Source organism: Nocardia salmonicida NBRC 13393 (assembly GCF_001613085.1).
Lineage (GTDB): Bacteria > Actinomycetota > Actinomycetes > Mycobacteriales > Mycobacteriaceae > Nocardia > Nocardia salmonicida.
In genome coordinates this window covers 107,044-130,013 of record NZ_BDBR01000032.1, presented here as the reverse complement: position 1 = coordinate 130,013, position 22,970 = coordinate 107,044, and the positions used below count along the sequence as shown (strand labels likewise).

Sequence of the window (22,970 nt, the reverse complement as noted above, 5' to 3'; positions counted from 1 at the left end):
TACCGCGCTGGACGGCGACGAAGGCGATATCTACACCGTACCCGCCCACTATCCACGTTCCGCAGTCGAGCACTTGCACCACGTGTTGGACCGCGACGGCGCGCGCACCTCCGCTCACACCGAACTCCGTGACGCGCTCGACCCCGCACGCCGGATCGGGCGAGCGGTCGATATCTATCTCGACACACTCGGCATGACCGCCGAAAACGCTATCGGCACAACACGACTCGACACCATCGACCGCGTAGCCGAACGACTCGTACCGGGACTGACCGACAGCCCCGCCTACTCGGTCCTACGCCAACACCTGGCGATGCTCGCCCTGTCCGGTGCCGACCCGGTCACCGAACTCCGCACCGCGATCGCCGCCCGCGAACTCGACACCGTGACAGATCCCGCCGCCGTACTGGACTGGCGACTGGACCCGAGCGGCAACCATTCCGCCGGACCCGGACCGTTGGCGTGGACACCACGACTACCTACCGAGGCCCCTGCCGTCGACGCAGAGACCGCCCCCGTGCAGGCGCGCGAACGGATCGTGGCCGAACTCGCCCGACAGATCAGCGACACCGCCCGCGCCTGGACCACCGCAACCGCCCCGAAATGGGCGCGACCGCTACTCGGTACCGATCCCGAACTCGTTGCCGACCTTGCCATTTGGCGTGCCGGGTTGCACGTCCCGGAGTCCGACCCCCGCCCGACCGGACCCGCCCGATACATCGCGATCGAACGCGCGCACCAACAACAATTGCACCGCCGCATCCTCGAAGTAGACGGCAATACCCGCCTACCGCAGCACCGATGGGCCGCCACAGTCGACCGCATCGACCCCCGCATCAGCACCGACCCCACCTGGCCGATCATCGCCACCAACATCGACGCCGCCGCCCGAGCCGGCCTCGACATAGAACACCAACTCACCGATGCCGCCGGCGCCCGCCCACTACCCGACGAGATGCCCGCCGCCGCACTCTGGGCGCGCCTGGAAATCGCCGACACCGACCTTGCTGCCGTCGCACCCGATGACGACACCACCCACGCCGGAACCGACCCGACCGAACACGCCCACGAAACCGACCCACAAGCGCGAACCATTACCAACGCCGTAGACGCCGCGCTCGGCAGCACATATGCCGAATGGCCCGAGGCCGATAGCACCGCCGACGAGTTCGAACCCACCGGTTGGGAACCCGACACCGGCTACGAAGTCGACTTGTAATCCACCGCGAGATGCTCGAACTTGCTGGCGTTTAGTCGGAGTTCCGCCCCTCAGTGGACCAGGGCCCACATCCAAAGATGCATGTCACCAACTCGATTGCGTTACCGTCGGGACATGTTCGCACTCGTCGTCCGATTCGACCTCCACGACCAGGCCGCCGCCGACGCCTTCGACGTCACCGTTTCCGAGCTCGTCGCCCAGATCGTCAAACATGAGCCCGGCACCCTCGTCTACTCCACACACCGCGTAGCCGACGCCCCGCTGTCGCGCCTGTTCTACGAGGTCTACCGCGACCGTGAAGCGTTCGAGGAACACGAACGCCAGCCACACACCCGCGCATTCCTCGACAACCGCAACGAATACGTTGCGTCAGCCCGCGTCGAGTTCCTCAACGACAGCCCCGCAAAAGGTCTACCTGCCTAGATCCGGTCCGCGATCCCCAACCACACCGCGAACCCATGCACGCTGTCTACCGTGCGCGCATCGGCCCGCGCGATCTGCCGCGTCGTCTCCCGCACCATCGGGTTATAACGGGTCTGCGCCGGTGCGATCCTCCGCGCCGTCTGCAACGCATCGAACGCCCGCCGCTGATCACCATGCAACAGGAACGCCCGCCCCAAGTCGATGTAGTGGTGCCCCACCCTCTCCGACGGCGACCCCGCTGGAATCACCAGCGACCGTGCACGGTCCAAAGCTGTTGCGCTTTCCATCGCCTCCACAGCGAGCGCCACTCCCCAGATGCCAGTGTTCGTCGGACCGAACGACAGGATATGGTCCCGGTCGTCGCCTAGCCGCAGCGCGGTCGCGGTCGCTTCGCTGAGGTGGTCGTCAGCGAGGTCACGACGCCCTGACCGTGCAGCGGCTAAACCCGATTGCAGGTGCAAGCCACCCCAAGCGATGAGGTCGCTACGGTGGCCGACACCCAACCGGGGTTCGATCTGGGCGCGGGATCGTTCGAGGAATTGGAGAGCAGCGTTCCAGTCGCCGCCGCTGGTGAGCATCGCGCCACGCTGGAACTGCGCCACCGCCAACCACAGCGGGTCGCCTGCTTCGCCTGCCGCCCAACCAATCCGGTCGACGGCGAGGGCGGACAGGTCGCTGTACCCCAGCTTGTAGGCGAGCGAATGCGCCGAGTAGAAGCACTCGCACAACATCACCAACGCCCGGTCTCGGTCCGAGCCCGACCAACGATGCACCGCAGCGCGGAGTTCGCCGAGGAGGGCGGGTAGCGCATCGCCGAGCTTATGAAAGCTGGCCGCGCGCCGCCATTTGCACACCTGAGCGACAACGGGTTCCAATTCGGCGACCGGGCGAGGTTCGATCACACGTTCGTTGTCGAGATCGTAGGCGGCTAGCTCGATGCGCAGCACGGCCACAGCCGAATGCGCTTCGGCGTCTTCGGGTTCGACAGGCGCGTAGGGCTGCCCGGTGAGGTGAGTGGGTGCGACGCGGAGCGCGCCCGCAACGGCCGAAATAAACGCCGGTGTCGGGTTCGCGGTTCCACGCTCCACCTTTTTCAGCAGCGAGAGCGACACGTGAGCGACCGGGGCTAACGCCTTTTGGGTGTATCCGCCCAGCCTCCGAGCCTCTTTGAGCCGCGCAGCAAATGCGGTCCTGTCAACCTGGGGTGCTACCACACGTCAAGTGTGCACGAGGGGCCAAACGTATGGCTACAAGGAGCAAATTTCTTGTCCCTTCAGGCTTTTGCGCTGAGACATCATGGTTTTACCTCCACGGCGGGCTGCTTTCATCACACATTGCGCCGCCGTAGGGGCTTACGAGCACCACAGGACTCGGGAGGTCACCATGTGGTTACAGCGCGAAATTCAGGAGCTGGAGCGGCAGCGTATGCCGGAGCCGCGCACCGCCGCGAACGCGGTCACGGTGCAGGAAATCATGGACCGTATCAATAGTGAGCACGAAGACGAGGGCCGCCCGTCGCCGGTCCTGGACCATGCGGCACCACGCGGACCGATCACGGTCGACTATGCCCGCATTCTGATGCGGCAACATCGGGTCTGCAACCGAGAAGGGTGCCCGGCGAAACGGTGTGCGTTCGCGCTGTTGGTGGAGCGCGGGATCATGTCCCCAAGCCAATCGACCGGGCAGCTCGAACCGGGCGGGATCTGATGAACGACGAAGACCTGGCACGCGAACAGACCGTGCTCCATTCCGACACCGCCGCCACAGTCGACGCGGCAACGCCCAAACCGTTCGATAAGGCAGGCCGCGCGATGAGCTACATTCCTGCCTCGCCCACGTCCCCGTCAGTGCCTGAACTACTCGGAACGCTCGACGCGATGCGCGAAGCCGGATGGCTCACAACAGCGCCCGCCACACCCACAGACGATGCATCAGGGCCACGCGACCAGCGATTGGTCAACCCCCGCAACGCATTTCACCCAACCAACGAGGAGACAAGATGAAGTCGTTCAGCATCGATCAACAAGTCAGCGATCTCGGCATCCAAGCCATCGCGTTCATCGTTCCCGGTATCACCGTGCCAGCAGAGACCAGCCCGGCACTCAACCACGAAATCGAGACCTCGGAAAAGTCCATACTCACTGCGACCGACCCGAAGACCCTCAAGACCGAACCCGAATTCAAAGCCTTCCGCGCAGTACACGCCCAGGTCGGCAAGGCCGCCAAAAGCGAAATCGCCGCACCGGAAACACTGTTGCGGTTGCTGCACCGCGCCGGACGGTTGCCCCGTATCAATCCGCTTGTCGATATCTACAACCTGGTCTCGGCGGAAACCCGGTTCGCTTTCGGCGCGCACGATCTGGCATCGATCGCCGGTGGTGTGCGGTTGGCGATGACGACCGGACATGAACGATTCATTCCCCTCGGTGCCACCGACCCGGTACCGGTGCCCGCCGGGGAATACGCCTACCTCGATCACGACGACGTGCTGTGTCGACTGGAAGTCCGCCAGTGCGAGAAGTCCAAAGCCACCCCGCAGACCAGCGACGCCCTGTTCATCATCCACGCAGGCCCCGGCCGCGACAGCGCCGACCTCACCACCGCCAGAGACCGACTCGCGGCCCTGCTGGCCCAACACCTCGGCGCACAGCCACCGATCGATCTCGAGGCCCAGCCATGAGTACCGAATACGACACCACCCCGACCACCGATCCGGGAATCGAAGCGCGCGAGGCCCACTGGGACCGCCGCGCGAACGGGTTCGACACCGACTTCACCCAAGCCCCCGTGCGCGAACAGGTGTTGGACCAGATCTCACGGCAGTTGCCCACCGGGCCATGTACCGCTCTGGACGCGGGGACCGGCAGCGGCCGGACCATGGCGCGACTGATCCAGGGTCTACACCCCGAGTCCGACATCGTCGGTTGCGACCTGTCACCGGCGATGCTGCACCAAGCCAGAGTCCACGCACCCCACAAAGCGCGGGGATCGTTGTCGTTCGTCTACGCCGACCTGTGTGCTTTGCCGTTCGATGACGGCGGGTTCGATCTGGTCGTGTCGACGTTCACCCTCCATCACGTACCGCCCACCCAACAGTTGGCGGTGCTGACGGAGTTGCGGCGCGTGCTCGGCGACGACGGCATGTTGATTTTGGCCGACCAGATCCAACCCGACCCGCCTCTATCGGTCGAAGCGATGCGCGCGGCAGTGGCCGACACGTTCTACCCGCACCTGCCCCACACCGAGGCGGTCGGGCTGCTCTCCACCTACGGCGAATGGCCGCTCACAGTCGGTGAACTCACCGACCTACTCGAGGCCGCCGGTTTCGGATGCGAAGTCACCGACATCCACCGCATCGTCGCTATCGCCACCGCGACCCCTTCCACCTCACCCGAGGGGTGAGCGATGACATACGCGAAACCCTCTGCCTCCCTACAAGATTCGCCATTGACCCGCAGCATGTTCTACCGGCGAATCTGTAGCCTGCCGACCTTCGTCGACACCGTCACAGGGCAGATCATGATAACGGCCGGATCGACCGGCGCGGTCATGATGCCGACCGACCTCGCCCAACGAGTCAAAGTCGAGTTGCACCGCCGCAACGTCGGACCATGCCCGACCATCGGCCACCCCCGCGCACGAGCATGGTCCTACCTCGTCCGCACTGCCGACATGCGCCCGATCGGCGACCCCGCCGCGCTCGCCGAACTCTGGCGCGCGCACGTGGTCGTGATCCGCGACGGCAACATCGTGTTGCCGACCCCGAGCCCAGACCACCACGCCCACCGAACCTGGATAGTCCCCGCGACCACCCCTTTCCGGCCGTCCGGGTCCACGGTCCTGGCCTGCGTCCGCCACGTCCTCGACGCGGCCAAGCCGCGCTCCCACGGCCCCTACTGACCTCGCCCGGAAGGACGCCGACCGCGTGCCACACCCGAATACCGATCTGCTTGCACACGACCCCGCTCGAGGTCACCGCAGATTCGCCGACGCGGCGCGATTTGCCGCAAGCTCTGGTCGTGGCGGTCCGATACCCACGGGCTTGCTTGCCTGGGCAGCACCCGCGATTAACCCCGGTGGCCAGTCACCCTGTCCCGACGAGCCCGATATCCATCTCACGATCCAAATTGCCGGTGTGCGTATTGATTTCGCCGCTTGCTTAACTGCGGCACTGGTGTTCGTACAAGACGTGGCCGCCCGCCGCCCCTGCACCGTCGCTGTCGATTCCCGTCACTGTGCCGGGCTCCCGAGGCTCCCAAACGAGCGGCTTTTCCTGCTGCCCTGACCGTGTGAACGCCGCATATTCCCCGACCAACCGAATGCTCTCGACGCGCCCGGTCAGCCTCCCAGTGCCTCACCGGTCCCGCCGCGAGAGGGCGGCCCCGGAATCGAATCCCCGACTATGTCGCGATTTCCGGGGCCATCCAACTTCCTTCGCGACCAACCGGAGAAACGGAGACAGCCGCACCGTGAGCACCCATGCCCGCAAACCCTGGACCGCTATCCAACGAGCGATCCTCGAAGCGGTGCGCGACGGCGAACCCCAATGGGCAGAACGCCTCTACCAACAGCTCGAAATGCCACGCCGTAACAGCGGCTCGCAAGCCTTCGCCTGGTTCCTCCGACACGGCTACCTCACCCAGGACCGCAGCGAGACCGGCTACGTCATCCTCGGCACCAACCGCACCAACCGCACCAACCGCAAACACGTACTCACCGATAAAGGCCGCGAAGCCGCAAACAACCTCGACGCCGGATACGAACTACTAGACCACTAATCCCGTTGCACCACAATGTGTTACGCCATCCGCTACGAGCGCGGTCGCGACCCGCAAGACCACCTGAATACCTCGAACCACACCAGCGACCCCCGAGCCGCGCCGGTTCGAGAGTGGGGAACGCTCCCGGAGGCCGGTCAACCGGCCTCCGGGAGCACCCACACCACCCACATGACTGGTATCACTGGAAGGTCCCCGACCAACGCCCACACCGTGCGCCCCTCGCCACGGGCCCTCGAGTTGGTCGGGGACCTTCCGTCGCAGATGCGGCAGGAGCCCCCGACTATGACCACCCGCCCACCGAACCTGATCGACCCGTACCAGCCCACCCCCGCACGCCTGCACAGCGCGTTCCTCGGCGGGAAAGACCACTACGAACCCGACGAGGCGCTAGCCGAGGCCCTGTCGAGCAGCACGATCAGGTCCGCGCTCACCGAATCCCGCCGCTTCACCCGACGCGCGGTCGAATACCTGTCCGACCATCACGTGGTGTCTCAGTTCGTCGAACTCGGGTGCGGCGTGCCTCACGTCCCGAACATCCACGACATCGCCGAACGACGCAGCGATACCGCGCGGACGTTGTATGTCGACTCCGACATCGTCGCGGCTACTCATGGTCGCGCGATGTTGCACGAACCGCCTACCCGTTTCTTCACCGACACCGACTTCACCGACACCGACATGATCCTGGGCGATATCACCACGGTGATGGACATGTCGGCACCGTTGGCGGTGTGTGTGTCGGGCACCGCGGAATGGATTCCCGACGCCCCAGCCGTACTCGCGGCGTTGACCGACCGACTCCCGGTCGGGACATGGCTCGTGCTCACCCACATCACCGACGAGTTCTACCCCCAGCACATCCAGGCCGCCGCCGAAACCCTGCGCCGTGCGGGCATCCCGTATCACCCACGCGGGCGAGACGAGATCACGGCCATGCTCGCCGGGTACCAACTCCTCGAACCCGGTCTGATCGCCCCGCATCGGTGGGCACCCACCACCAACGACGACAACGACGGCGGTGACGGGGATGTAGTTCGGCAGGTGTCGGCTACCGCGCCCCGCCATCGCGCGGCGTGGGATCTGAGCGCTTACGCAGCGATCGGCCAACGGTGCCGGACCTGAGCCGATCCCGGCGATCAGACAGATCCCGGTCGATCCCTGGGTCGTGGACTGGCTGGTAGGTCAGCTCGAAAGACGGACAACCGGCAAGTTCGTCGAGATCGGAGCGAGTCGTTCAGGCGGGCGCGTGTCCCAAATGGCTTTGCGGGGCCGTGTTTACGCAGCAGTGCCGGAAATGGGCGGAGAGCCAGCGGAAGTTGGTGCCGTCGGGCCCGACGGAAAGATGCGCCAGCAGATGGGCTTTCACTCGCTGCGCCACTTGCCCGGGTCGCTGTTGGCGGACGACGCCTACAGTTTGGCGGACGCGACCCGGCGCATGCGACACAAAAAACAACACGACCACCCTCGACGTCTACACCCATCTGGTGGATGGACAGCGCGACACGGCCCAAACCATCGGACAAGCACTACGGCATGGGCTGCGGGACTACCGGAAAGCGGCGACTGGCACGCGGATCGTCGGCCAAAACTGAAGCAGCTACCGTCTCGGCAATAGTGTGCTCGCCGTCAACTTGAGGATGACCGAGACGAGCCGGAGCGGCCTCGCGGTCGCTCATGGCGTACGCCCGCGCGGGCAATTCCTCGGCCGCCCACCCGCCTATCTGCGCGGCCCCACATCGCGGGTGTACCGGTACATCCGTGCCCAGACCAGTGGTCGGCGCATCCCGTTCGGCGATGCACTCCGCACCCTCGGACACGGCGCAGGTACCGGTGTTCTCGCTGTCGACCCCTGCGACGAACACCTGACCTCGGCAAGCTCGGAATACGCCAGCACGGCGGACACCAGCGTGCAACCGATGCCCTTCCTCAAATGGTCAGGGTGCACTATGTACTTCGGCGACGCGTGGAACGGTCCTGTGTACTCGGAGTCCTCGGCCGTGGTGATACCCGGCAAAGTGCCCGCGACCGGGACGCCAAAACCGCGGCGCCAATCGAAGCCCCTACCGTAGTAGTGAGCTTGTTCGGTGACCGCACCGAGACCGGCCGGTAGCCGCACCGGCGGACCATAAAGATATGGCCGACAGTGCTCCCCGATCGCCGGGAAATCGCGGCGAGACTTCTGACGAGGCGCGGGGCCGGTCGATGACCGTGCGCGGTGCCGCATTCCTCGGTGTCGGTTCGATGGTAGGGGCAGGCATCTTCGCTCTGCTCGGCGAGGCGGGCGCGGTGGCCGGGTCGGCAGTGTGGCTGTCGTTCTTGCTGGCGGGGATCATCGCCACCTTGCAGGGGTACGCGGTGGCTAAACTCGGTGCGCGATACCCGTCCTCGGGTGGCATCGTCACCTTCTTGTTGCAGGCCTACGGCCGTGGGCACATCACTGCCGTCGCCTCCTGGCTGCTGTATTTCGCGGCTGTCATCGTCACCGCGATGGTCGCCGTGTCGTTCGGCAGTTACGGTGCCGCCCTGTTCTTCGGCGATTCCGACGTGTGGGCCAAGGTCCTCACCGCGGCGGTGATCGTGCTCGTGGCCGCGGTCAATATCGCCGGGTCCAGTGTCATCGGCCGGGTTCAGACCGTCATCGTGCTGATCCTGCTGGCTGTGTTCGCGGTCTTCGTCGTGGTCACCCTCGCCCAGATCGAGCCCGCCCTTTTGGCGCCGTCCACGTACCCGCCGACGGTCGACATCGTCTCGAGTGTGGCGCTGACCTTCTTCGCGTATCTGGGGTTCACGGTCGTCAGCTTCACCGGCGGTGATCTTCCCGATCCGCAGCGCAACCTGCCCCGGGCGATGTACCTGTCGTTGGGCATCACCGTAAGCCTGTACGTCCTCATCTCCCTCGGCGTCTTCGGGACGCTGACAGTCGACGAGGTCGTCGCCAACGGCGAAACCGCCCTCGCGGTGGCAGCCAAACCCGCGCTCGGCGAGGCCGGTTTCGCGATCATGGCTCTGGCCGCTCTGCTGGCCACCTCGTCCTCGGTGAACGCCAACATCTACGCCGCGGTCGGCTCGACCGCGAAACTCGCTGAATCCGGAACGTTTCCGCCGGTGTTCGGTCGACCCGCTCGGCTCGGCGGCACCCGCGGACTGACAATCTCGGCGATGCTCGTCCTTCTGCTGGCGTTGTGTGTGGATCTGAGCGCGATCGCCTCACTCGGAAGCGTGGTGGCCTTGGCGATCTTCCTCGTCACATCCATCGGCGCCTTCCGGCTCCGCAAGGACATCGCGGCGGCTACACCGCTTCTCGTCGCCGGGATCGCCTCGACCGCGATCGTGCTCGCCGTATTCGCGGTCCAGACTCTGCGGACCGCCCCACAGACGTTCGCCGCGATGGTCGCGACACTGGGCATAGCTGTCGGGCTCGAACTGATCTGGTCCCGTATACGGGCGCGCCGTGCACGAATCGCGAGCTCAGAACAGAGCGCCTGACCTGCTCGTCGATCACCTTGCCACGTCGCTGGTGTGGAGATCATCGGCGAATTGCTGGAAATCGGCTAGATGCTCGGGGCAGTAGATCTGCAGGATCAGCCGCTGACCTTCGATGACTCGCTCGTCGACGATCACTGGGCGGGTGCCGGGCCCACCCGCTCCGTTGGCCAGCTGCGACAGCAGGGTGGCGCGGGTCAGCGCGGAGTTCGGATCAGCGCAGATCGCCCCACCGTCCTCCCCCAGGACACGGACGATGCGCTCCTGAGCCGGCGGATGCGCTACCCCGGCTTGTTCGAGCGCCACGATGAGCTGGTCGGCTTTCGCCTCGGCTCGGGAGTTGGACGCCGCCGCCGAATAGGCGATCAGGGCAACGATCAGCAGGATTGCGAAGGTGATCGCGACGACGCTGTAGATGATCGTGCGCTCGCGACTGTTGCCGACGGATTCGGTGTCGGTGGTCATGACGCACTCCCCTCTGCCTGCTGCGATGGTTCGGGTTGCTTCCAGGAGGGTTTGCGTAAGCGGTAGAACAGGAATGGGACGAGCAGCCCGAGGCCGAGAGCGCCTGCCGCGACGATCACGAAGTAGGTCCCGGCGTTACCGCCGCCGAATTGAGACGGAGGGACGAAGCCGATCAGCAGTGCTGCCAAGGAGGCGGCGAAGCCGACACCGCAGAGCCCGACGAGCATCGGCGCCCGGTAACCGCGAGGGTGATCGGGGAACTTGCGGCGCAGCCGGACCGCGGCGACGAACATCAGCAGATACATGATCAGATACACCTGCGTGGTGATCACCGAGAAGATCCAGTACGTGCTCGAAACGTCCGGGATGAACGCGTACAGCAGCGCGATCACCGTGGTCACCAAACCTTGGGCGACGAGAATGTTCTGTTGCACACCGCGCTTGTTGACCCGCTGCAGGAACGGCGGCAGGTAGCCCTCTTGCCGAGATATCAGCAACAAGCCCTTCGACGGGCCTGCGAGCCAGGTGAGCATGCCACCGAGCGACGCGATCACCAGCATGATTCCGATCACCGGAGTCAGCCACTGCCAACCGAATTGGGCGAACACGGCGTCGAATGCCTGCATCACCCCGGCGGTCAAGGACAGTTGTTCGGCGGGCACCACCCAGCTGATCGCCAGGGCGGGCAGGATGAAGATCAGTAGCACCAATCCCATCGACAGGAACATCGCCTTCGGGAATTCTTTGGCCGGTTTGCGCAAGGAGGAGACGTGGACGGCGTTCATCTCCATCCCCGAGTACGACAGGAAGTTGTTCACGATCAGCACCAGGCTGGCGATTCCGGCCCAGGCGGGCAGCAGGTGATCGGCCGACATCGGGGCAGCCGAGGAGTTGCCTTGGCCGAGGAAGACGACGCCGAGGATCACCAGCAACGCACCGGGGACCAGGGTGCCGATGATCAAACCGCCACTGGCCAATCCCGCGACGCCCTGGGTGCCGCGCGAGGAGATGAAGACCCCCGCCCAGTAGGCGACCATGATGACCGCGGCAGTCCAGACGCCGTTGCTGGCCAGGCGGATTGATCACGTAGGCCAGGGTGCTGGCGACATAGCCGAGCAGGCTGGGGTAGTAGAAGATCGTCATCGCGAACTGACACACACCGCCAGGAACCCCATGGGCTTGGAAATGCCGAGCGATACCTAGTTGTAGACGCCGCCGTTCCACCCAGAGGCCAGTTCGGCGGAGACCAGCGAGGTCGGCAGCAGGAACACGAGCGCCGGGATCAAGTACAGGAATACGCACGCGAGCCCGTAGACGGCCATCGTCGGCGAGGGGCGCAGACTGGCGACGGAGCTGGTGGTCATCAGCGCCAACGCGATCCACGAGATCCACGCCGACGCAGGTCTGCGGCCGCCGGTGCGGGTCGTATCAGGGGGCTCGGTGGAAGGAACTGCGGTATCACTCATCGCCATCACCTCAGAACGGGATCGGCGGTACCGGTGAGAGAATCCGGTGCCACGATCGGGATTGTTCAGCAGTGTTTGTGCGGTTCGTCGACCTCGAAGTTCCGTTGTCGACGAATATGAATCCGAGTCCGGCCCGTGACGTGCGCCTGCGCAGTCGAATATCCGACGCCATCGACAGCGATGTCGGTCCCTGCTCGAACCGTATCCTTGGCGATCTCAGCGAAATTCGGATGACGGATCGAGCCAGCTCGGATATTAATCGACCGACTTCTCCCGAACAATCCATCCCGTGGCCTGGTTATCAAACTGATAGCGACACTGAGAGCTGGGTGGGCTATGGCACCTGGAGGCCGCTGATCTGCGTCAGCCAAGGTGGGCTGCCCGATCACATCTATCTCGCGCGTACGCCGCAGCGTGTCGAGCGGCAGCTTGTTTGAAGGAACTTGTTCCGGTAAACTCATAGCAACCCCTCGAATGCGGATGCCGAACCCCCCGCAGACAATTTCGTTGGGCATGCGATTCTCGATGATGGACCACGACACCGAGCTAACACTCGCGCGCGAAAAGAGGGAGCATCACCCTCGTCGCCACTACAACCACCACCGGTGGTCCACTGACAATGGATTCGAACATGTAGAAGTTTCCGACAGGACCTGCATCCATTCAAACGGCGGATCGCTTGGTGTCGAGTGGGCGGTCCTCAGCATCACCGAGGAGTCGACATGACCAGCAACACATCTGCGGTGCGCAACGTCACCCCCGAGGCAGAGCCCTTCCAACGGCAGGCCATCGCCGAGGGGATATCCCTCTCGGCCGCGTTCATGCTCGTCATTTTGGCGGCGGTCTCCATTCTGCAGGGGATCTCCGCGATCGCGGACGACCAGCTGTATGTGGCCGGCATCGAATACGTCTACGAATTCGACACCACGACGTGGGGCTGGGTTCATGTCGTACTGGGCGCTCTCGCCCTGCTGTGCGGTGTGGGCCTCGCGATCGGATCGACGTGGGCTCGCTACGCCGCGATGGCGATAGCCGCGCTGGTCATCGTCGCGAACTTCATGTCCCTGCCGTACTACCCGGCATGGTCCATCGTGATCATCGCGCTCAGCGTCGTGATCATCTGGGCTGTCTCCACCTGGCGACCCGAACGCTGAGTCCTCCTCGGATGTCTCCCCGATAGCTCGTCCACCGGTGGACGAGGCACCGACCAGGAGGAACGATGACGTCCCTGTCGATCGACCGACGCGACCGGTGCCACCGCGATGACGTCCGCGCGTTCACCGTCGGCGTCGAGGAAGAGTTCGTGCTGATCGACCCGGCAACCGGACGCCCTTCCTTGACCAACACCACCGTCGCCGCAGCCGAGACCGACACCGCATTGCAGCTGGAACTCTCGCAATGCCAGATCGAAACCTCCACACCTGTGTGCGCGAGTATCGAGGCGGTGCATCGCGAGGTTCGGCGGGCCAGAATCGCCGTCATCGATGCCGCGGCTCGGTCGGGTTCGTTCCCGCTGGCTGTGGGGGTGCCGATCTGGGGCCCGCCGGCCGGTTCCATCACCGGCACGCCGAGATACCAACGCATAGCCCGATATTTCGGGTCGCCCGCCGACCAGGTGACCTGCGGTTGCCATGTCCATGTCTGCGTCCCCGACCGCGACCTCGCGGTGCAGGTCAGCAATCACCTGCGTCGCTGGCTGCCCGCGCTGTTGGCGTTGGCCGCGAATTCACCGATCGCCGAGGGCATCGACACCGGGCACGCCAGCTGGCGCCACATCATGTGGACACGGTGGCCGAGCGCGGGACCACCACCGTATTTCCGGTCAGCAGCCCACTACGACGACATCGTCGCCCGACTCGCTCGAGATGGACAGATCCTCGACCCCGCGATGGTCTATTGGGATGTTCGATTGTCCGCTCACCTGCCCACCATCGAGGTCCGGATCAGCGACGTCCCCGCCACCGCGATGGAAACCGCACTGTTGGCGAGTCTGGTGCGAGCCCTCGCCATCACCTCGGTCGCCGCCATCGACCGTGGGCACCTCGCCGTTCCGATCCCCCGCACGCGCCTGCGCTCAGCGTGCAACTACGCCGCCCGCGACGGGCTGTCCAGCCCTCGATTCCGCACGGCCCTCAGCCAACTGCTCGGCCACGTCCGTCCCCGCCTGGAGGAATCCGGTGACTACGAATTCACCCGCGATGCGTTGGCAACAGTTCTCACCAACGGCAATGGCGCTGTCCGGCAACGCCGCGCCCTGCTGGCAGGCGGCCCGGCGAACGTCATCGATGTGCTCTCACGACTGACCGCCGAAGGGCGCGAAGCCGACGATTCCCAGCGGGCGATATGACCAGACCGGTGAGTACTGAGCGAGCAGGCGGTGGATGATGCGCGACGACAATGAATCTGTGCAGATCGATCAGGTGATCGAACGCCTGATCGCCCGTTTCCCGGCGGAATCACCGGCGGCGATCGAGCTCCTGGTTCGCCGTATTCATGAGCGATTCGCCGATGCCCGTGTCCGCGATTTCGTTCCGCTGCTCGTCGAGAAGGCCGCTCGGCAAGCTGTCGGCGTCTACCCGATCGAGGTCACCGGCAAGGACCTACACAGCGCCGAGGCAATGGCTACGGCCCAGTAGTGGATTCCCCACCCTCATGACAGATGCTCCAGCAAATCGCCTTCGGCGGCACCATGATCGCTCCACCGATCTACCTACAGGTGGTACTCGAGTACAACGCGATGCAAGCACGCTCGTCCATCGCCCCCTGTTGTTGAGCATGTCCGCCGCAGCGTACTCAGGGCAGATACACAGGCGACCGGCCGACGAGCAACATTATCGGGTGGGGATTCGTACTCGGCCCTTCGCTCTGCAAGTGGCACTGCCAGTTCCGTTGTGGGTCGGTCTCATCGGGTTGTTCAACTCATTCCGTTTGAGGCGCATCCCGGACACCGTGTAGAAGCCGTCTGCATTCAGGTCACGATATCAGCGGTGGCGCGTCCCTCGGCGAATCGCTCAGAGCTTGGCCGCCGCTTCGATCTCCTTGCTGACTTGCTCGGTGTCTGCCCGTAGTTGCTTCTTGGTCACCTTCGACGCGCGATCCAGCGTCTTCTCGACTCGCGCCTCGAGGTCCATCGCGGCGATGACGACGAGCCCGCTGTCCCCCTCGTCGAGCAGTTCGCCCACCTCTTTGAGATCCGATCGGCTCATCCCTGCCACGACGTGCCCGCCCAGCGCTCCCAGCCCGGCACCTCCCAGACCACCCACCAACAGTCCGGCCCCGATTCCCACGGCCGGGAACAGTGCTACCAACGCGCCGCCGACCAGTCCGATGCCGAGACCGCCCCACGCGCCCTGCCGGGTCGGCTGCTCGTGCTTCTTGACGATCTCGACCTTGCCCTTGTCGGTTTTGCTGATAACGGCCGCATCGTAGGTATCGACCAGATCTGCCTCGACATAGAGCCTGCGCAAGGCGTCGTAGTCCGCGAGTGCATCCTCCTGTGAGCCATAGACCGCAGCCAGTAGGGCGAATGTATCCATAGCCATGAGTTCCTCCGATGAGTTGGGTTGACGCAGATGGATCGGTGAGATCCGGGCGAGTCGATGCCCTGGCCGGGGCCGCTCGCAGTCGAAGCATTCGGGCCGTGCGCGACATCCGTGCCGACTGCGCCGCTCGAGTCGTCACCGTCGAGGATTTCCGCCTTTCAGCCTCAGCACCCGCGGATTCGAATGCATCACCCGATACGGGTGATACCGCGCCCGGATCAGCAGAAGGGCCGAGACGGCCGACGGGTCGATGCACCGGTACGTCGACCCGTGGCGGCTGCCTCTCTCCCTCAGGCTTCCGATCCCTGCGCGACCTGTGCTGGAGCCCTGTGTCCACAGGCTCGATGACACTGGTCTCTTCCAGCCGCGAACTCACCGCCATTCAAGGTCGCCGTGGCCCCTGGCCACCGGCCAGCCCGGCTGCACGAGATGGGATTTCGACCATCACGCCCGCGCCCGCGCACAGTTCACCCTGCGCCACAGCGACGACGCCGCACCGGTCACCCTCGGCGTGGTCGGTGAACATCACCTGACCAACGCGCTCGCCGCAGCCTCGCTGGCATTGAGCGCCGTTGTCGAATTCTCTACTGTCGCTGAAGGTCTCAACGGAGCGGGGTTGGTATCGGGCAGCCGGATGGAGGTCACCGAACGCCCCGACCCCAGAAGGCCCCGTTCGCTCATCACAGCGTGAGCGAGCGTCCGGGGCCTTCGTCGTGCATCGACTTGGGAAAGCGACGCCGGATCGGACGCGCAGCAAGGACATACAACCGCAACAACGACAAGTCCATCCTGAACATCACAGCTAGATCCGGTCCAGCATGTCATCGGGCTGCGGCCAGCCTGGTTGACGAAGCCCCAGGAGCGTTTCCGACATCCACCGTGATCGCCTCGGAAGATGCTCAGTCCAGGAACTGGGGATCCCAGCGGCAGTAGGTGATGTGCGGGTCGACAACGATCACGTCGGTGACCGTCAGCAGTTCGGTGGGCACCTGTCCATCGAGGTGGGCGAATGAGGGACACAACACCGCATCGACGGCGAACTCTGTGACCAAGACCTGCAGCCGATTCAGCGGTGTCGCCGCGAACACCAGGGTCCCGAGCAGGTCATAGCCAAGATCGGCAGCGGCGGTGCGGATCAGCGATTCACACTGCGACTGGCCAGGACCGGGCAAGCCGGTACGCACATAGCCGATGGCCGTGCTAGCGGCCACGTGTCGAAGTCGACGGGCGAACCCGGCGCATGCTGCGGCACGAGTGAACCACTGCGCACCTGCCGAATCCGAGATCTGCACGTCCATCAGGTCTCTTGCCTTTGGTCTTGTGCCATGCGCGCGCACAGCAACGGTGAGAGGGCGACCGAGAAATCGCGCAAGGCGGGTGCCTTTGCGCGGGGCTATCGAGTCCGCCCACGAGCGCAGGACGGGGTGGTCGCATGGGCGAAGTAGCGCACGACACCGCCGTTGGTGACCCGCTTGCGCCAGCTACTGGAGCGCTGATACCCGGCGGCGGCCAGCGCGTGATCGAGCTCGTCCAGACCGAACGCCTTGCTTGGCCGCACCGGCAACGATTGCGGCCAAGCAGCGGTGTGGCGAATGCCGCTCGCCACATCGACGATATCGCTGCTGAAGACATCGGCGACACTGTCACCGGCATCGAGACGGGCGATGACATGGAATTCGCTGCGCGGCCCGCCGGAAGGAGCAGGGGCTACAGTCCCGGACCGACTACCCATGACCGAGCACGCTGCACCGGGATCGTCTGAACAGCAAGAATGTAGACACTTGCTTCCAAGATTGCGCTGCGCGCGAGATCGGCTCGGAGTCCTCGACCTCATCCGAACGGACTGGCCATCCACTACGGATTCGTTTGTTTGGCAAACATCTGGATCATGCGTGGTATTGATCATCTGACCACCTCATATCCTGCGCTGTGGAGCGTTTGATGGGAGCCACAATCCCAACACGGCTAATGCAAAGCAAATAGAGTAGAAAGTCCCCTCTAAAAAGAGCAACAGCCGGAGCAGAGCAGCGAGCGACCGGAACGCATACTCGACACAGTGGACTGGGTACGCCGCACATAGCCCGGACTACCCGGGAGGCGGAGTGCCGAGCGGAGGCCAACTGGTGCCTCTCCACGTGCGTCACAATCGGGGACGCGTCCAGCCGAATCCGAAACAACCGGATTACAGCGTTCCCGCAGGTCAGATAGTATGCACTAATAACACGTCAGCTGGGGTCAGTGCCGGGTACTACACCCGCCTCGAACAGGACCAGGCGGGAACCGTCTCCGCGCAGGTCATCGACGCCATCGCCCGGGTGCTCCAGCTCGACCCCGCCGAAACGGCCCACCTGCACAATCTCGCAGGCCAACCGGCCGTCCCGCGCCTGGTCAGAGACGAACCGGAGCAACCTCACCCTCGGGTGCTCGCGCTGCTCACCTCGCTCGGTGACACCATGCCCGCCATCGTTCTCGGGCGCCGAGGCGATGTACTCGCCTGGAATCGCGCCGGGCACGCGCTCGTCGGCGAGCACCTCGATGTCACCGCCCCCGACGACCCCGCGCGACGCCCGTCGATTCCGCGGCTGTTCTTCCTCGATCCCCTCGCCAGGGACCTGTACCGAAACTGGGACGAACTCGCCCGCATCCACGTCGGCTATCTGCGGTTGACCGCGGGACGCTATCCCACCGACGCGCGCCTGGCCGAACTGATCGGCGAACTCGCCATGCGCAGTACGACTTTCGCGACGCTGTGGGCCGCGTCGGAAGTCGCCGATTGCACCGTGGGACCGATGGATCTGCGTCATCCGACGATCGGGCGCGTCGATGTCGACTACCAGGTGTGGTTGCAGCCCGACAGTCCCGACCACCGGCTCGAGATCTACACTGCGCGCGATGAGAGTTCAGCCGATGCGCTGCGCCTGCTGACTGCCGGATCTGCTGGGAGACAACAGCTTCCGGCGATGGTCGACTCCGAGACATCCGACGGCACCCCTACCTGAGGCGTCGACGACGAACCGGTGACGCCGCACGCACTGCGACGCCACCGGTGTCGATCAGCCGCCCGCGATGATCGACGCCGCCACGCCCGGTGGGACCGGGGCGTAGGAGTCGAACACCATCGAGTAGTTCGCTCGGCCACGGGTTTTCGAGCGTAGGTCCCCGATGTAGCCGAACATCTCCTGGAGCGGGGTCAGGGCCCGCACCACGTGCGCGCCGCCCCGTTCCGTGAGTTCGGTGACCCGGCCACGGCGGGCGTTGAGATCACCGATCACCTCGCCGACGTACTCCTCCGGAGTCACGACCTCGACGGCCATCATCGGTTCGAGCAGTATCGGCTTCGCCCTCGCGATCGCGGCACGCACCGCGGCCGCGCCCGCGAGACGGAACGCCGGCTCCGAGGAATCCTGCACGTGAGCGGCGCCGTCGAGCAGCGTCACTTTCACGTTCACCAGGGGAAAGCCGGCGAGTGTGCCGACGCGCAGCGCGTCCTGCGCGCCCGCGTCGACCGCGGGGATGTACTCCCGCGGTACCCGCCCGCCGGTGACCCGGCTCTCGAATTCGTAGATCGCGTCGTCATCGGCCACGTGTGGTTCCAGCGCGATCACCACCTTGGCGAACTGTCCGTGCCCACCCTGTTGCTTGCGGTGGGTGTATTCGAACAGATCGACCGCGGCGGTGATGGTTTCGCGGTAGGCCACGCGGGGGGCGCCGATGTCGGCGTCGACGCGGAACTCCCGCTTCATCCGGTCGACCAGGATCTCCAGGTGCAGTTCGCCCATGCCGCCGATGACCGTCTGGCCGGTTTCGGCGTCGACGTGCACGGTGAACGTCGGGTCCTCGTCGGCCAGGCGAGCCAGGGCGGTGCCCAGCTTGTCCTGGTCGGCGCGGGTCCTCGGTTCGATCGAGACGGCGAGTACCGGGTCGGGGAAGGTCATCGACTCCAGGACGACCGGGGCTTCCCGATCACACAGGGTGTCGCCGGTTCCCGTTGCCTTCAGGCCGATCACGGCACAGATCTGACCGGCCCGCACCCGCTCGACGGCGATCTCGGTGCTCGAGTGCATCTGGAACAGTTTGCCGAGGCGCTCCTTTCGCCCAGTGGTCGAATTCAGTACGGTCGCACCGGGTTCGGCGGTACCGGAGTACACCCGCAGGTACACGAGCTTGCCGAAGAACGGGTGCAGCGCGACCTTGAACGCCAGGGCCGCGAACGGCTCGGCGACATCGGGCGCGCGGTGGATGTGCTCGCCCTCCGGCGAGAATCCGTGCACAGCGACAACATCCAGCGGCGACGGCAGGTAGTCGACGACGGCGTCCAACAGCGGTTGCACACCGATGTTCGCCAACGCCGAACCACACAGGACCGGGTAGGCCTGTGCGTCGATCGTCATCCGCCGGATGGCGGCTTTCATGATCTCGACGGTGATCGGCCGACCGGCGAGGTAGCGCTCGAGCACTTCCTCATCGGCTTCGGCGACCGCCGCCTCCAGTGCGTCACGATGCTGGAAGGCTTTGGCGCGCAGGTCTTCCGGGATCTCGATCGTCTCGAAATGGGTGCCGCGATCGGTGTCGCCACGCCACACCTTCGCGGTCATCTCGACCAGGTCGATGATGCCGTCGAACTCGCGCTCCGCGCCGATCGGCAGCTGGATCACCAGCGGACGCACGCCGAGTCGCTCCGCGATGGTCCGCACGGTGAACGCGAAATCGGCGCCGAGCTTGTCCATCTTGTTCACGAAGCAGATCCGTGGAACGCCGTACTTGTCGGCTTGGCGCCACACCTGCTCGGACTGCGGTTCCACGCCCTCCTTGGCATCGAACACCGCGATCGCACCGTCGAGTACCCGCAGCGAACGCTCCACCTCGACGGTGAAGTCGACGTGGCCGGGGGTGTCGAGGATGGTGATCTGGTGCTCGTTCCACCAGCAGGTGGTCGCCGCCGCCGCGATCGTGATGCCGTGCTCGCGCTCCTGGACCATGCGATCCATCACCGCGGTCCCGTCGTGCACCTCGCCGAGAGTCCGGGTGACGCCGGTGTAGAACAGCACCCGCTCGGTGGTCGTGGTCTTACCCGCGTCGATGTGGGCGGCGATGCCGATATTGCGTATTCGGGCGAGATCGAATCTGGTCATGAGAATCCCCCAGGCTGGTTCGGTCGATGAATCGACGCTCGCCAGTTGTGCGTTCCTGGGACGGCACGGGCGTCGGATCACGCGGCGCCACACCGGCGCCGAAGGACCCGATGCGAGCTAGAACCGCGACTGCGGACGTGCTGTAACCATGCGACAAGTTCTACGCGCCCGATCGCGCGCTGTCGACGGGATTTCCGCCGCCCGGGCATAAACAGCCGAGCACGGCGGTTCGTCACAACGACCAGCCCCGCCACCCCTAGGAGCCGAACGATGCCCGAAACCCCACTCGACCTGCACGCTCTCATCGCTGACTCCCGCATCGGCATCCTGGCCACCATCAAGTCCGACGGCCGCCCCCAGCTCTCCCCCGTCACCCCGTACTACGACCGCGCGGCGGGCATCATCTACGTCTCGATGACCGAGGGCCGCGCCAAAACGGTCAACCTCCGACGCGATCCCCGGGCCGCCCTCGAGGTCACCAGCGCCGACGGCTGGTCGTGGGCCACCGCCGAGGGCACCGCGACATTGACCGGTCCCGGAACCGACCCGAACGGACCGGCAGTCGAGGCATTGGTCGACTACTACCGTGCGGCCGCGGGCGAGCACCCCGACTGGAACGAGTACCGCGAAGTCATGGTCTCGGACCGGCGGGTACTCATGGCGTTGTCCGTCGAGCACGTTTACGGGGCCAAGATTCGCTGAGTCATCCTGTCGCACGGCCGTGGGATGGTCGGCGGCGAGTTGCAGGGCTACCGCGTGCTTCATCCGACGTCGGTAGGCTGGCGGTTCGTCGACTACAGGAGAATCCGATGGGACAAGAATCGCTGTTGCGTCGCGGTGTCGGCGCATTCAACACCGGCGTGGTCGCACTGACCAATGCCCCCGTCATCGGCAAGTTACTCGGCAAAGCCTTCACCCAGATCACCTACACCGGCCGCCGCTCCGGCCGCACATTCAGCACCCCCGTCAACTACCGCCGCTCCGGCGACGAATACCTCATCGGCGTGGCGATGCCCGACAAGAAGCAGTGGTGGCGCAACTTTCTCGGTGCGGGCGGCCCTGTCAGCCTCCGCATCGATGGCGTCGACCGCTCCGGCCACGCCGTCGCCCAACGCGATCCCAAGGGTCGGGTCACGGTCCGCGTACACCTCGACGCCTCCGCCTGACACCCATCACTCGCAGCCCGGAAACGCCGAACGGCGCCACCCCGGAAGGGGTGACGCCGTTGCGGTGTCAGTGGGTCTACAGACTCACTTGATGATCTTCGTGACGCGACCGGCACCAACGGTGCGGCCACCTTCGCGGATCGCGAAGCGCAGGCCTTCGTCCATGGCGACCGGCTGGATCAGCTTGACCAGCATCTCGGTGTTGTCGCCGGGCATGACCATCTCGGTGCCCTCGGGGAGGGTAACGACGCCGGTCACGTCCGTGGTACGGAAGTAGAACTGCGGGCGGTAGTTGTTGAAGAACGGGGTGTGGCGGCCGCCCTCGTCCTTCGACAGGATGTACGCCTGGCCCTCGAACTCCGTGTGGGGAGTCGTGGTGCCCGGCTTGACGACAACCTGGCCACGCTCGACATCTTCGCGCTTGATGCCACGAACCAGCAGACCGACGTTGTCGCCCGCCTGGCCCTGGTCGAGCAGCTTGCGGAACATCTCGATGCCGGTGACGGTGGTCTTGGTCGACTTCTCCTTGATGCCGACGATTTCCACCTCCTCGTTCACGTTGACGATGCCGCGCTCGACACGACCGGTGACGACGGTGCCACGACCGGTGATCGTGAAGACGTCCTCAACGGGCATCAGGAACGGGAGCTCGGTCTCGCGGACCGGGTCCGGGATCGAGTCGTCGACAGCCTGCATGAGCTCGACGATGGCCTCGGCCCACTTCTCGTCGCCCTCGAGGGCCTTCAGGCCGGAGACGCGCACGACCGGCGCGTCCTCGTCGAATTCCTGCGAGGCCAGCAGTTCGCGGACCTCCATCTCGACGAGCTCGAGGATTTCCTCGTCATCGACCATGTCCGACTTGTTCAGCGCGACCAGGATGTAAGGCACGCCGACCTGACGGGCGAGCAGCACGTGCTCGCGAGTCTGCGGCATCGGGCCATCGGTGGCCGCGACCACCAGGATGGCGCCGTCCATCTGCGCCGCACCGGTGATCATGTTCTTGATGTAGTCCGCGTGACCCGGGGCGTCGACGTGCGCGTAGTGGCGCTTCTCGGTCTGGTACTCGACGTGGGAGATGTTGATCGTGATACCACGAGCCTTCTCCTCCGGCGCCTTGTCGATCTGATCGAACGCAAACGCGTCGTTCAGGGTCGGGAACTTGTCAGCCAGCACCTTGGTGATCGCTGCAGTCAGCGTGGTCTTGCCGTGGTCGACGTGACCGATGGTGCCGATGTTGACGTGCGGCTTCGTCCGCTCGAACTTCGCCTTCGCCACTTTTGGGTCCTCCTGGAC

General features: G+C 65.0%; 25 protein-coding genes and 2 pseudogenes. 18 read left to right on the top strand and 9 right to left on the bottom strand.

Annotated features, from left to right (window positions below):
* A pseudogene (locus NS1_RS40970) lies at window positions 1–1,219 on the top strand (MobF family relaxase); the annotation flags it as partial.
* Window positions 1,220–1,333: 114 nt separating this feature from the next.
* Entirely contained in the window at window positions 1,334–1,642 is a 309-nt protein-coding gene (locus tag NS1_RS27155) for a putative quinol monooxygenase (protein ID WP_062988958.1), read from the top strand.
* On the opposite strand, the gene NS1_RS27150 is transcribed toward NS1_RS27155, so the two are convergent.
* On the bottom strand, window positions 1,639–2,856 hold the full coding sequence (locus NS1_RS27150) for a helix-turn-helix domain-containing protein (protein WP_063816273.1): 1,218 nt from the start codon (window positions 2,854–2,856) through the stop codon (window positions 1,639–1,641). The two genes, NS1_RS27155 and NS1_RS27150, sit on opposite strands and share 4 nt — an antisense overlap.
* A 169-nt stretch (window positions 2,857–3,025) precedes the next feature.
* Here NS1_RS27150 and NS1_RS27145 point away from each other — a divergent pair, with 169 nt between their 5' ends.
* The 8 genes from NS1_RS27145 to NS1_RS27105 all read left to right on the top strand — a co-directional run bounded on the left by NS1_RS27145 (window position 3,026) and on the right by NS1_RS27105 (window position 9,909).
* The gene (locus tag NS1_RS27145; RefSeq protein ID WP_062988954.1) at window positions 3,026–3,349 is read left to right on the top strand and encodes a hypothetical protein; all 324 of its coding nucleotides are present in this window, start codon (window positions 3,026–3,028) and stop codon (window positions 3,347–3,349) included.
* Window positions 3,349–3,645, top strand: coding sequence for a hypothetical protein (locus NS1_RS40965; protein ID WP_062988952.1), 297 nt, complete (start codon window positions 3,349–3,351; stop codon window positions 3,643–3,645). Before NS1_RS27145 ends, NS1_RS40965 begins: the two co-directional genes overlap by 1 nt.
* A complete protein-coding gene (locus NS1_RS27135; RefSeq protein ID WP_062988950.1) occupies window positions 3,642–4,322 on the top strand; it encodes a B3/B4 domain-containing protein in 681 nt (226 codons plus the stop codon). The genes NS1_RS40965 and NS1_RS27135 overlap by 4 nt, the downstream gene beginning before the upstream one ends.
* Window positions 4,319–5,044 carry a class I SAM-dependent methyltransferase gene (locus NS1_RS27130; protein ID WP_062988948.1) on the top strand — a complete coding sequence of 242 codons (726 nt, stop codon included), beginning with the start codon at window positions 4,319–4,321 and terminating at the stop codon, window positions 5,042–5,044. The genes NS1_RS27135 and NS1_RS27130 overlap by 4 nt, the downstream gene beginning before the upstream one ends.
* A gap of 45 nt (window positions 5,045–5,089) precedes the next feature.
* Window positions 5,090–5,542: a DNA-directed RNA polymerase subunit beta gene (locus NS1_RS27125; RefSeq protein ID WP_157125395.1), complete on the top strand. Its 453-nt coding sequence runs from the start codon at window positions 5,090–5,092 to the stop codon at window positions 5,540–5,542.
* 569 nt (window positions 5,543–6,111) lie between these two features.
* On the top strand, window positions 6,112–6,420 hold the full coding sequence (locus tag NS1_RS27120; RefSeq protein ID WP_062988944.1) for a hypothetical protein: 309 nt from the start codon (window positions 6,112–6,114) through the stop codon (window positions 6,418–6,420).
* A gap of 285 nt (window positions 6,421–6,705) precedes the next feature.
* The gene (locus NS1_RS27115; RefSeq protein WP_062988943.1) at window positions 6,706–7,545 is read left to right on the top strand and encodes an SAM-dependent methyltransferase; all 840 of its coding nucleotides are present in this window, start codon (window positions 6,706–6,708) and stop codon (window positions 7,543–7,545) included.
* A gap of 1,080 nt (window positions 7,546–8,625) precedes the next feature.
* Entirely contained in the window at window positions 8,626–9,909 is a 1,284-nt protein-coding gene (locus NS1_RS27105; protein WP_255284706.1) for an APC family permease, read from the top strand.
* 12 nt (window positions 9,910–9,921) lie between these two features.
* Here NS1_RS27105 and NS1_RS27100 read toward each other — a convergent pair whose 3' ends face one another.
* From NS1_RS27100 to NS1_RS42285, 3 genes are all read right to left on the bottom strand, one after another.
* Window positions 9,922–10,371 carry a hypothetical protein gene (locus tag NS1_RS27100; RefSeq protein ID WP_062988937.1) on the bottom strand — a complete coding sequence of 150 codons (450 nt, stop codon included), beginning with the start codon at window positions 10,369–10,371 and terminating at the stop codon, window positions 9,922–9,924.
* The gene (locus NS1_RS27095; RefSeq protein ID WP_373864367.1) at window positions 10,368–11,411 is read right to left on the bottom strand and encodes an APC family permease; all 1,044 of its coding nucleotides are present in this window, start codon (window positions 11,409–11,411) and stop codon (window positions 10,368–10,370) included. The genes NS1_RS27100 and NS1_RS27095 overlap by 4 nt, the downstream gene beginning before the upstream one ends.
* A 159-nt stretch (window positions 11,412–11,570) precedes the next feature.
* A complete protein-coding gene (locus NS1_RS42285) occupies window positions 11,571–11,837 on the bottom strand; it encodes a hypothetical protein (RefSeq protein ID WP_307619925.1) in 267 nt (88 codons plus the stop codon).
* A gap of 71 nt (window positions 11,838–11,908) precedes the next feature.
* On the opposite strand from NS1_RS42285, the gene NS1_RS40270 reads away from it, so the two are divergent.
* The 5 genes and pseudogenes from NS1_RS40270 to NS1_RS41875 all read left to right on the top strand — a co-directional run.
* Complete coding sequence (locus NS1_RS40270) at window positions 11,909–12,274, top strand: hypothetical protein (RefSeq protein WP_157125394.1); 366 nt, start codon at window positions 11,909–11,911, stop codon at window positions 12,272–12,274.
* Between the two features lie 285 nt (window positions 12,275–12,559).
* Window positions 12,560–12,991 carry a DUF7144 family membrane protein gene (locus NS1_RS27090; protein WP_062988935.1) on the top strand — a complete coding sequence of 144 codons (432 nt, stop codon included), beginning with the start codon at window positions 12,560–12,562 and terminating at the stop codon, window positions 12,989–12,991.
* A gap of 65 nt (window positions 12,992–13,056) precedes the next feature.
* Window positions 13,057–14,184 carry a glutamate--cysteine ligase gene (locus tag NS1_RS27085; RefSeq protein ID WP_062988933.1) on the top strand — a complete coding sequence of 376 codons (1,128 nt, stop codon included), beginning with the start codon at window positions 13,057–13,059 and terminating at the stop codon, window positions 14,182–14,184.
* 58 nt (window positions 14,185–14,242) lie between these two features.
* Window positions 14,243–14,473 carry a three-helix bundle dimerization domain-containing protein gene (locus NS1_RS27080; protein WP_255284705.1) on the top strand — a complete coding sequence of 77 codons (231 nt, stop codon included), beginning with the start codon at window positions 14,243–14,245 and terminating at the stop codon, window positions 14,471–14,473.
* Between the two features lie 20 nt (window positions 14,474–14,493).
* Window positions 14,494–14,691 (top strand): annotated as a pseudogene (locus tag NS1_RS41875) (MFS transporter); the annotation flags it as partial.
* 157 nt (window positions 14,692–14,848) lie between these two features.
* Here the strand turns inward: NS1_RS41875 and NS1_RS27075 are convergent.
* The 3 genes from NS1_RS27075 to NS1_RS27060 form a co-directional block, all read right to left on the bottom strand.
* Window positions 14,849–15,373 carry a DUF1269 domain-containing protein gene (locus tag NS1_RS27075; protein WP_255284704.1) on the bottom strand — a complete coding sequence of 175 codons (525 nt, stop codon included), beginning with the start codon at window positions 15,371–15,373 and terminating at the stop codon, window positions 14,849–14,851.
* Window positions 15,374–16,278: 905 nt separating this feature from the next.
* Window positions 16,279–16,590, bottom strand: coding sequence for a hypothetical protein (locus tag NS1_RS27065; RefSeq protein WP_062988928.1), 312 nt, complete (start codon window positions 16,588–16,590; stop codon window positions 16,279–16,281).
* A gap of 182 nt (window positions 16,591–16,772) precedes the next feature.
* A complete protein-coding gene (locus tag NS1_RS27060) occupies window positions 16,773–17,111 on the bottom strand; it encodes a hypothetical protein (protein WP_062988926.1) in 339 nt (112 codons plus the stop codon).
* Window positions 17,112–17,502: 391 nt separating this feature from the next.
* On the opposite strand from NS1_RS27060, the gene NS1_RS27055 reads away from it, so the two are divergent.
* On the top strand, window positions 17,503–18,378 hold the full coding sequence (locus NS1_RS27055; protein WP_255284703.1) for a helix-turn-helix transcriptional regulator: 876 nt from the start codon (window positions 17,503–17,505) through the stop codon (window positions 18,376–18,378).
* A 54-nt stretch (window positions 18,379–18,432) separates the two neighbouring features.
* Here the strand turns inward: NS1_RS27055 and fusA are convergent, their stop codons facing one another.
* Window positions 18,433–20,511: an elongation factor G gene (gene fusA, locus NS1_RS27050; RefSeq protein WP_062988924.1), complete on the bottom strand. Its 2,079-nt coding sequence runs from the start codon at window positions 20,509–20,511 to the stop codon at window positions 18,433–18,435.
* A gap of 270 nt (window positions 20,512–20,781) precedes the next feature.
* Here fusA and NS1_RS27045 point away from each other — a divergent pair, with 270 nt between their 5' ends.
* Complete coding sequence (locus NS1_RS27045) at window positions 20,782–21,213, top strand: PPOX class F420-dependent oxidoreductase (protein WP_062988922.1); 432 nt, start codon at window positions 20,782–20,784, stop codon at window positions 21,211–21,213.
* Window positions 21,214–21,320: 107 nt separating this feature from the next.
* Entirely contained in the window at window positions 21,321–21,677 is a 357-nt protein-coding gene (locus NS1_RS27040; RefSeq protein ID WP_062988920.1) for a nitroreductase/quinone reductase family protein, read from the top strand.
* A gap of 84 nt (window positions 21,678–21,761) precedes the next feature.
* Here the strand turns inward: NS1_RS27040 and tuf are convergent, their stop codons facing one another.
* Window positions 21,762–22,952, bottom strand: coding sequence for an elongation factor Tu (gene tuf, locus NS1_RS27035; RefSeq protein WP_056814209.1), 1,191 nt, complete (start codon window positions 22,950–22,952; stop codon window positions 21,762–21,764).
* Window positions 22,953–22,970: the final 18 nt, after the last annotated feature.

What these genes read in the sequence shown, in the direction of transcription:
- NS1_RS27155 (WP_062988958.1), top strand. Translation starts at nt 1,334, where the DNA reads ATGTTCGCACTCGTCGTCCGATTCGACCTCCACGACCAGGCCGCCGCC.
- NS1_RS27145 (WP_062988954.1), top strand. Translation starts at nt 3,026, where the DNA reads ATGTGGTTACAGCGCGAAATTCAGGAGCTGGAGCGGCAGCGTATGCCG.
- NS1_RS40965 (WP_062988952.1), top strand. Translation starts at nt 3,349, where the DNA reads ATGAACGACGAAGACCTGGCACGCGAACAGACCGTGCTCCATTCCGAC.
- NS1_RS27135 (WP_062988950.1), top strand. Translation starts at nt 3,642, where the DNA reads ATGAAGTCGTTCAGCATCGATCAACAAGTCAGCGATCTCGGCATCCAA.
- NS1_RS27130 (WP_062988948.1), top strand. Translation starts at nt 4,319, where the DNA reads ATGAGTACCGAATACGACACCACCCCGACCACCGATCCGGGAATCGAA.
- NS1_RS27115 (WP_062988943.1), top strand. Translation starts at nt 6,706, where the DNA reads ATGACCACCCGCCCACCGAACCTGATCGACCCGTACCAGCCCACCCCC.
- NS1_RS27105 (WP_255284706.1), top strand. Translation starts at nt 8,626, where the DNA reads ATGACCGTGCGCGGTGCCGCATTCCTCGGTGTCGGTTCGATGGTAGGG.
- NS1_RS27100 (WP_062988937.1), bottom strand. Translation starts at nt 10,371, where the DNA reads ATGACCACCGACACCGAATCCGTCGGCAACAGTCGCGAGCGCACGATC.
- NS1_RS42285 (WP_307619925.1), bottom strand. Translation starts at nt 11,837, where the DNA reads ATGAGTGATACCGCAGTTCCTTCCACCGAGCCCCCTGATACGACCCGC.
- NS1_RS27090 (WP_062988935.1), top strand. Translation starts at nt 12,560, where the DNA reads ATGACCAGCAACACATCTGCGGTGCGCAACGTCACCCCCGAGGCAGAG.
- NS1_RS27085 (WP_062988933.1), top strand. Translation starts at nt 13,057, where the DNA reads ATGACGTCCCTGTCGATCGACCGACGCGACCGGTGCCACCGCGATGAC.
- NS1_RS27075 (WP_255284704.1), bottom strand. Translation starts at nt 15,373, where the DNA reads ATGGATACATTCGCCCTACTGGCTGCGGTCTATGGCTCACAGGAGGAT.
- NS1_RS27060 (WP_062988926.1), bottom strand. Translation starts at nt 17,111, where the DNA reads ATGGGTAGTCGGTCCGGGACTGTAGCCCCTGCTCCTTCCGGCGGGCCG.
- fusA (WP_062988924.1), bottom strand. Translation starts at nt 20,511, where the DNA reads ATGACCAGATTCGATCTCGCCCGAATACGCAATATCGGCATCGCCGCC.
- NS1_RS27045 (WP_062988922.1), top strand. Translation starts at nt 20,782, where the DNA reads ATGCCCGAAACCCCACTCGACCTGCACGCTCTCATCGCTGACTCCCGC.
- NS1_RS27040 (WP_062988920.1), top strand. Translation starts at nt 21,321, where the DNA reads ATGGGACAAGAATCGCTGTTGCGTCGCGGTGTCGGCGCATTCAACACC.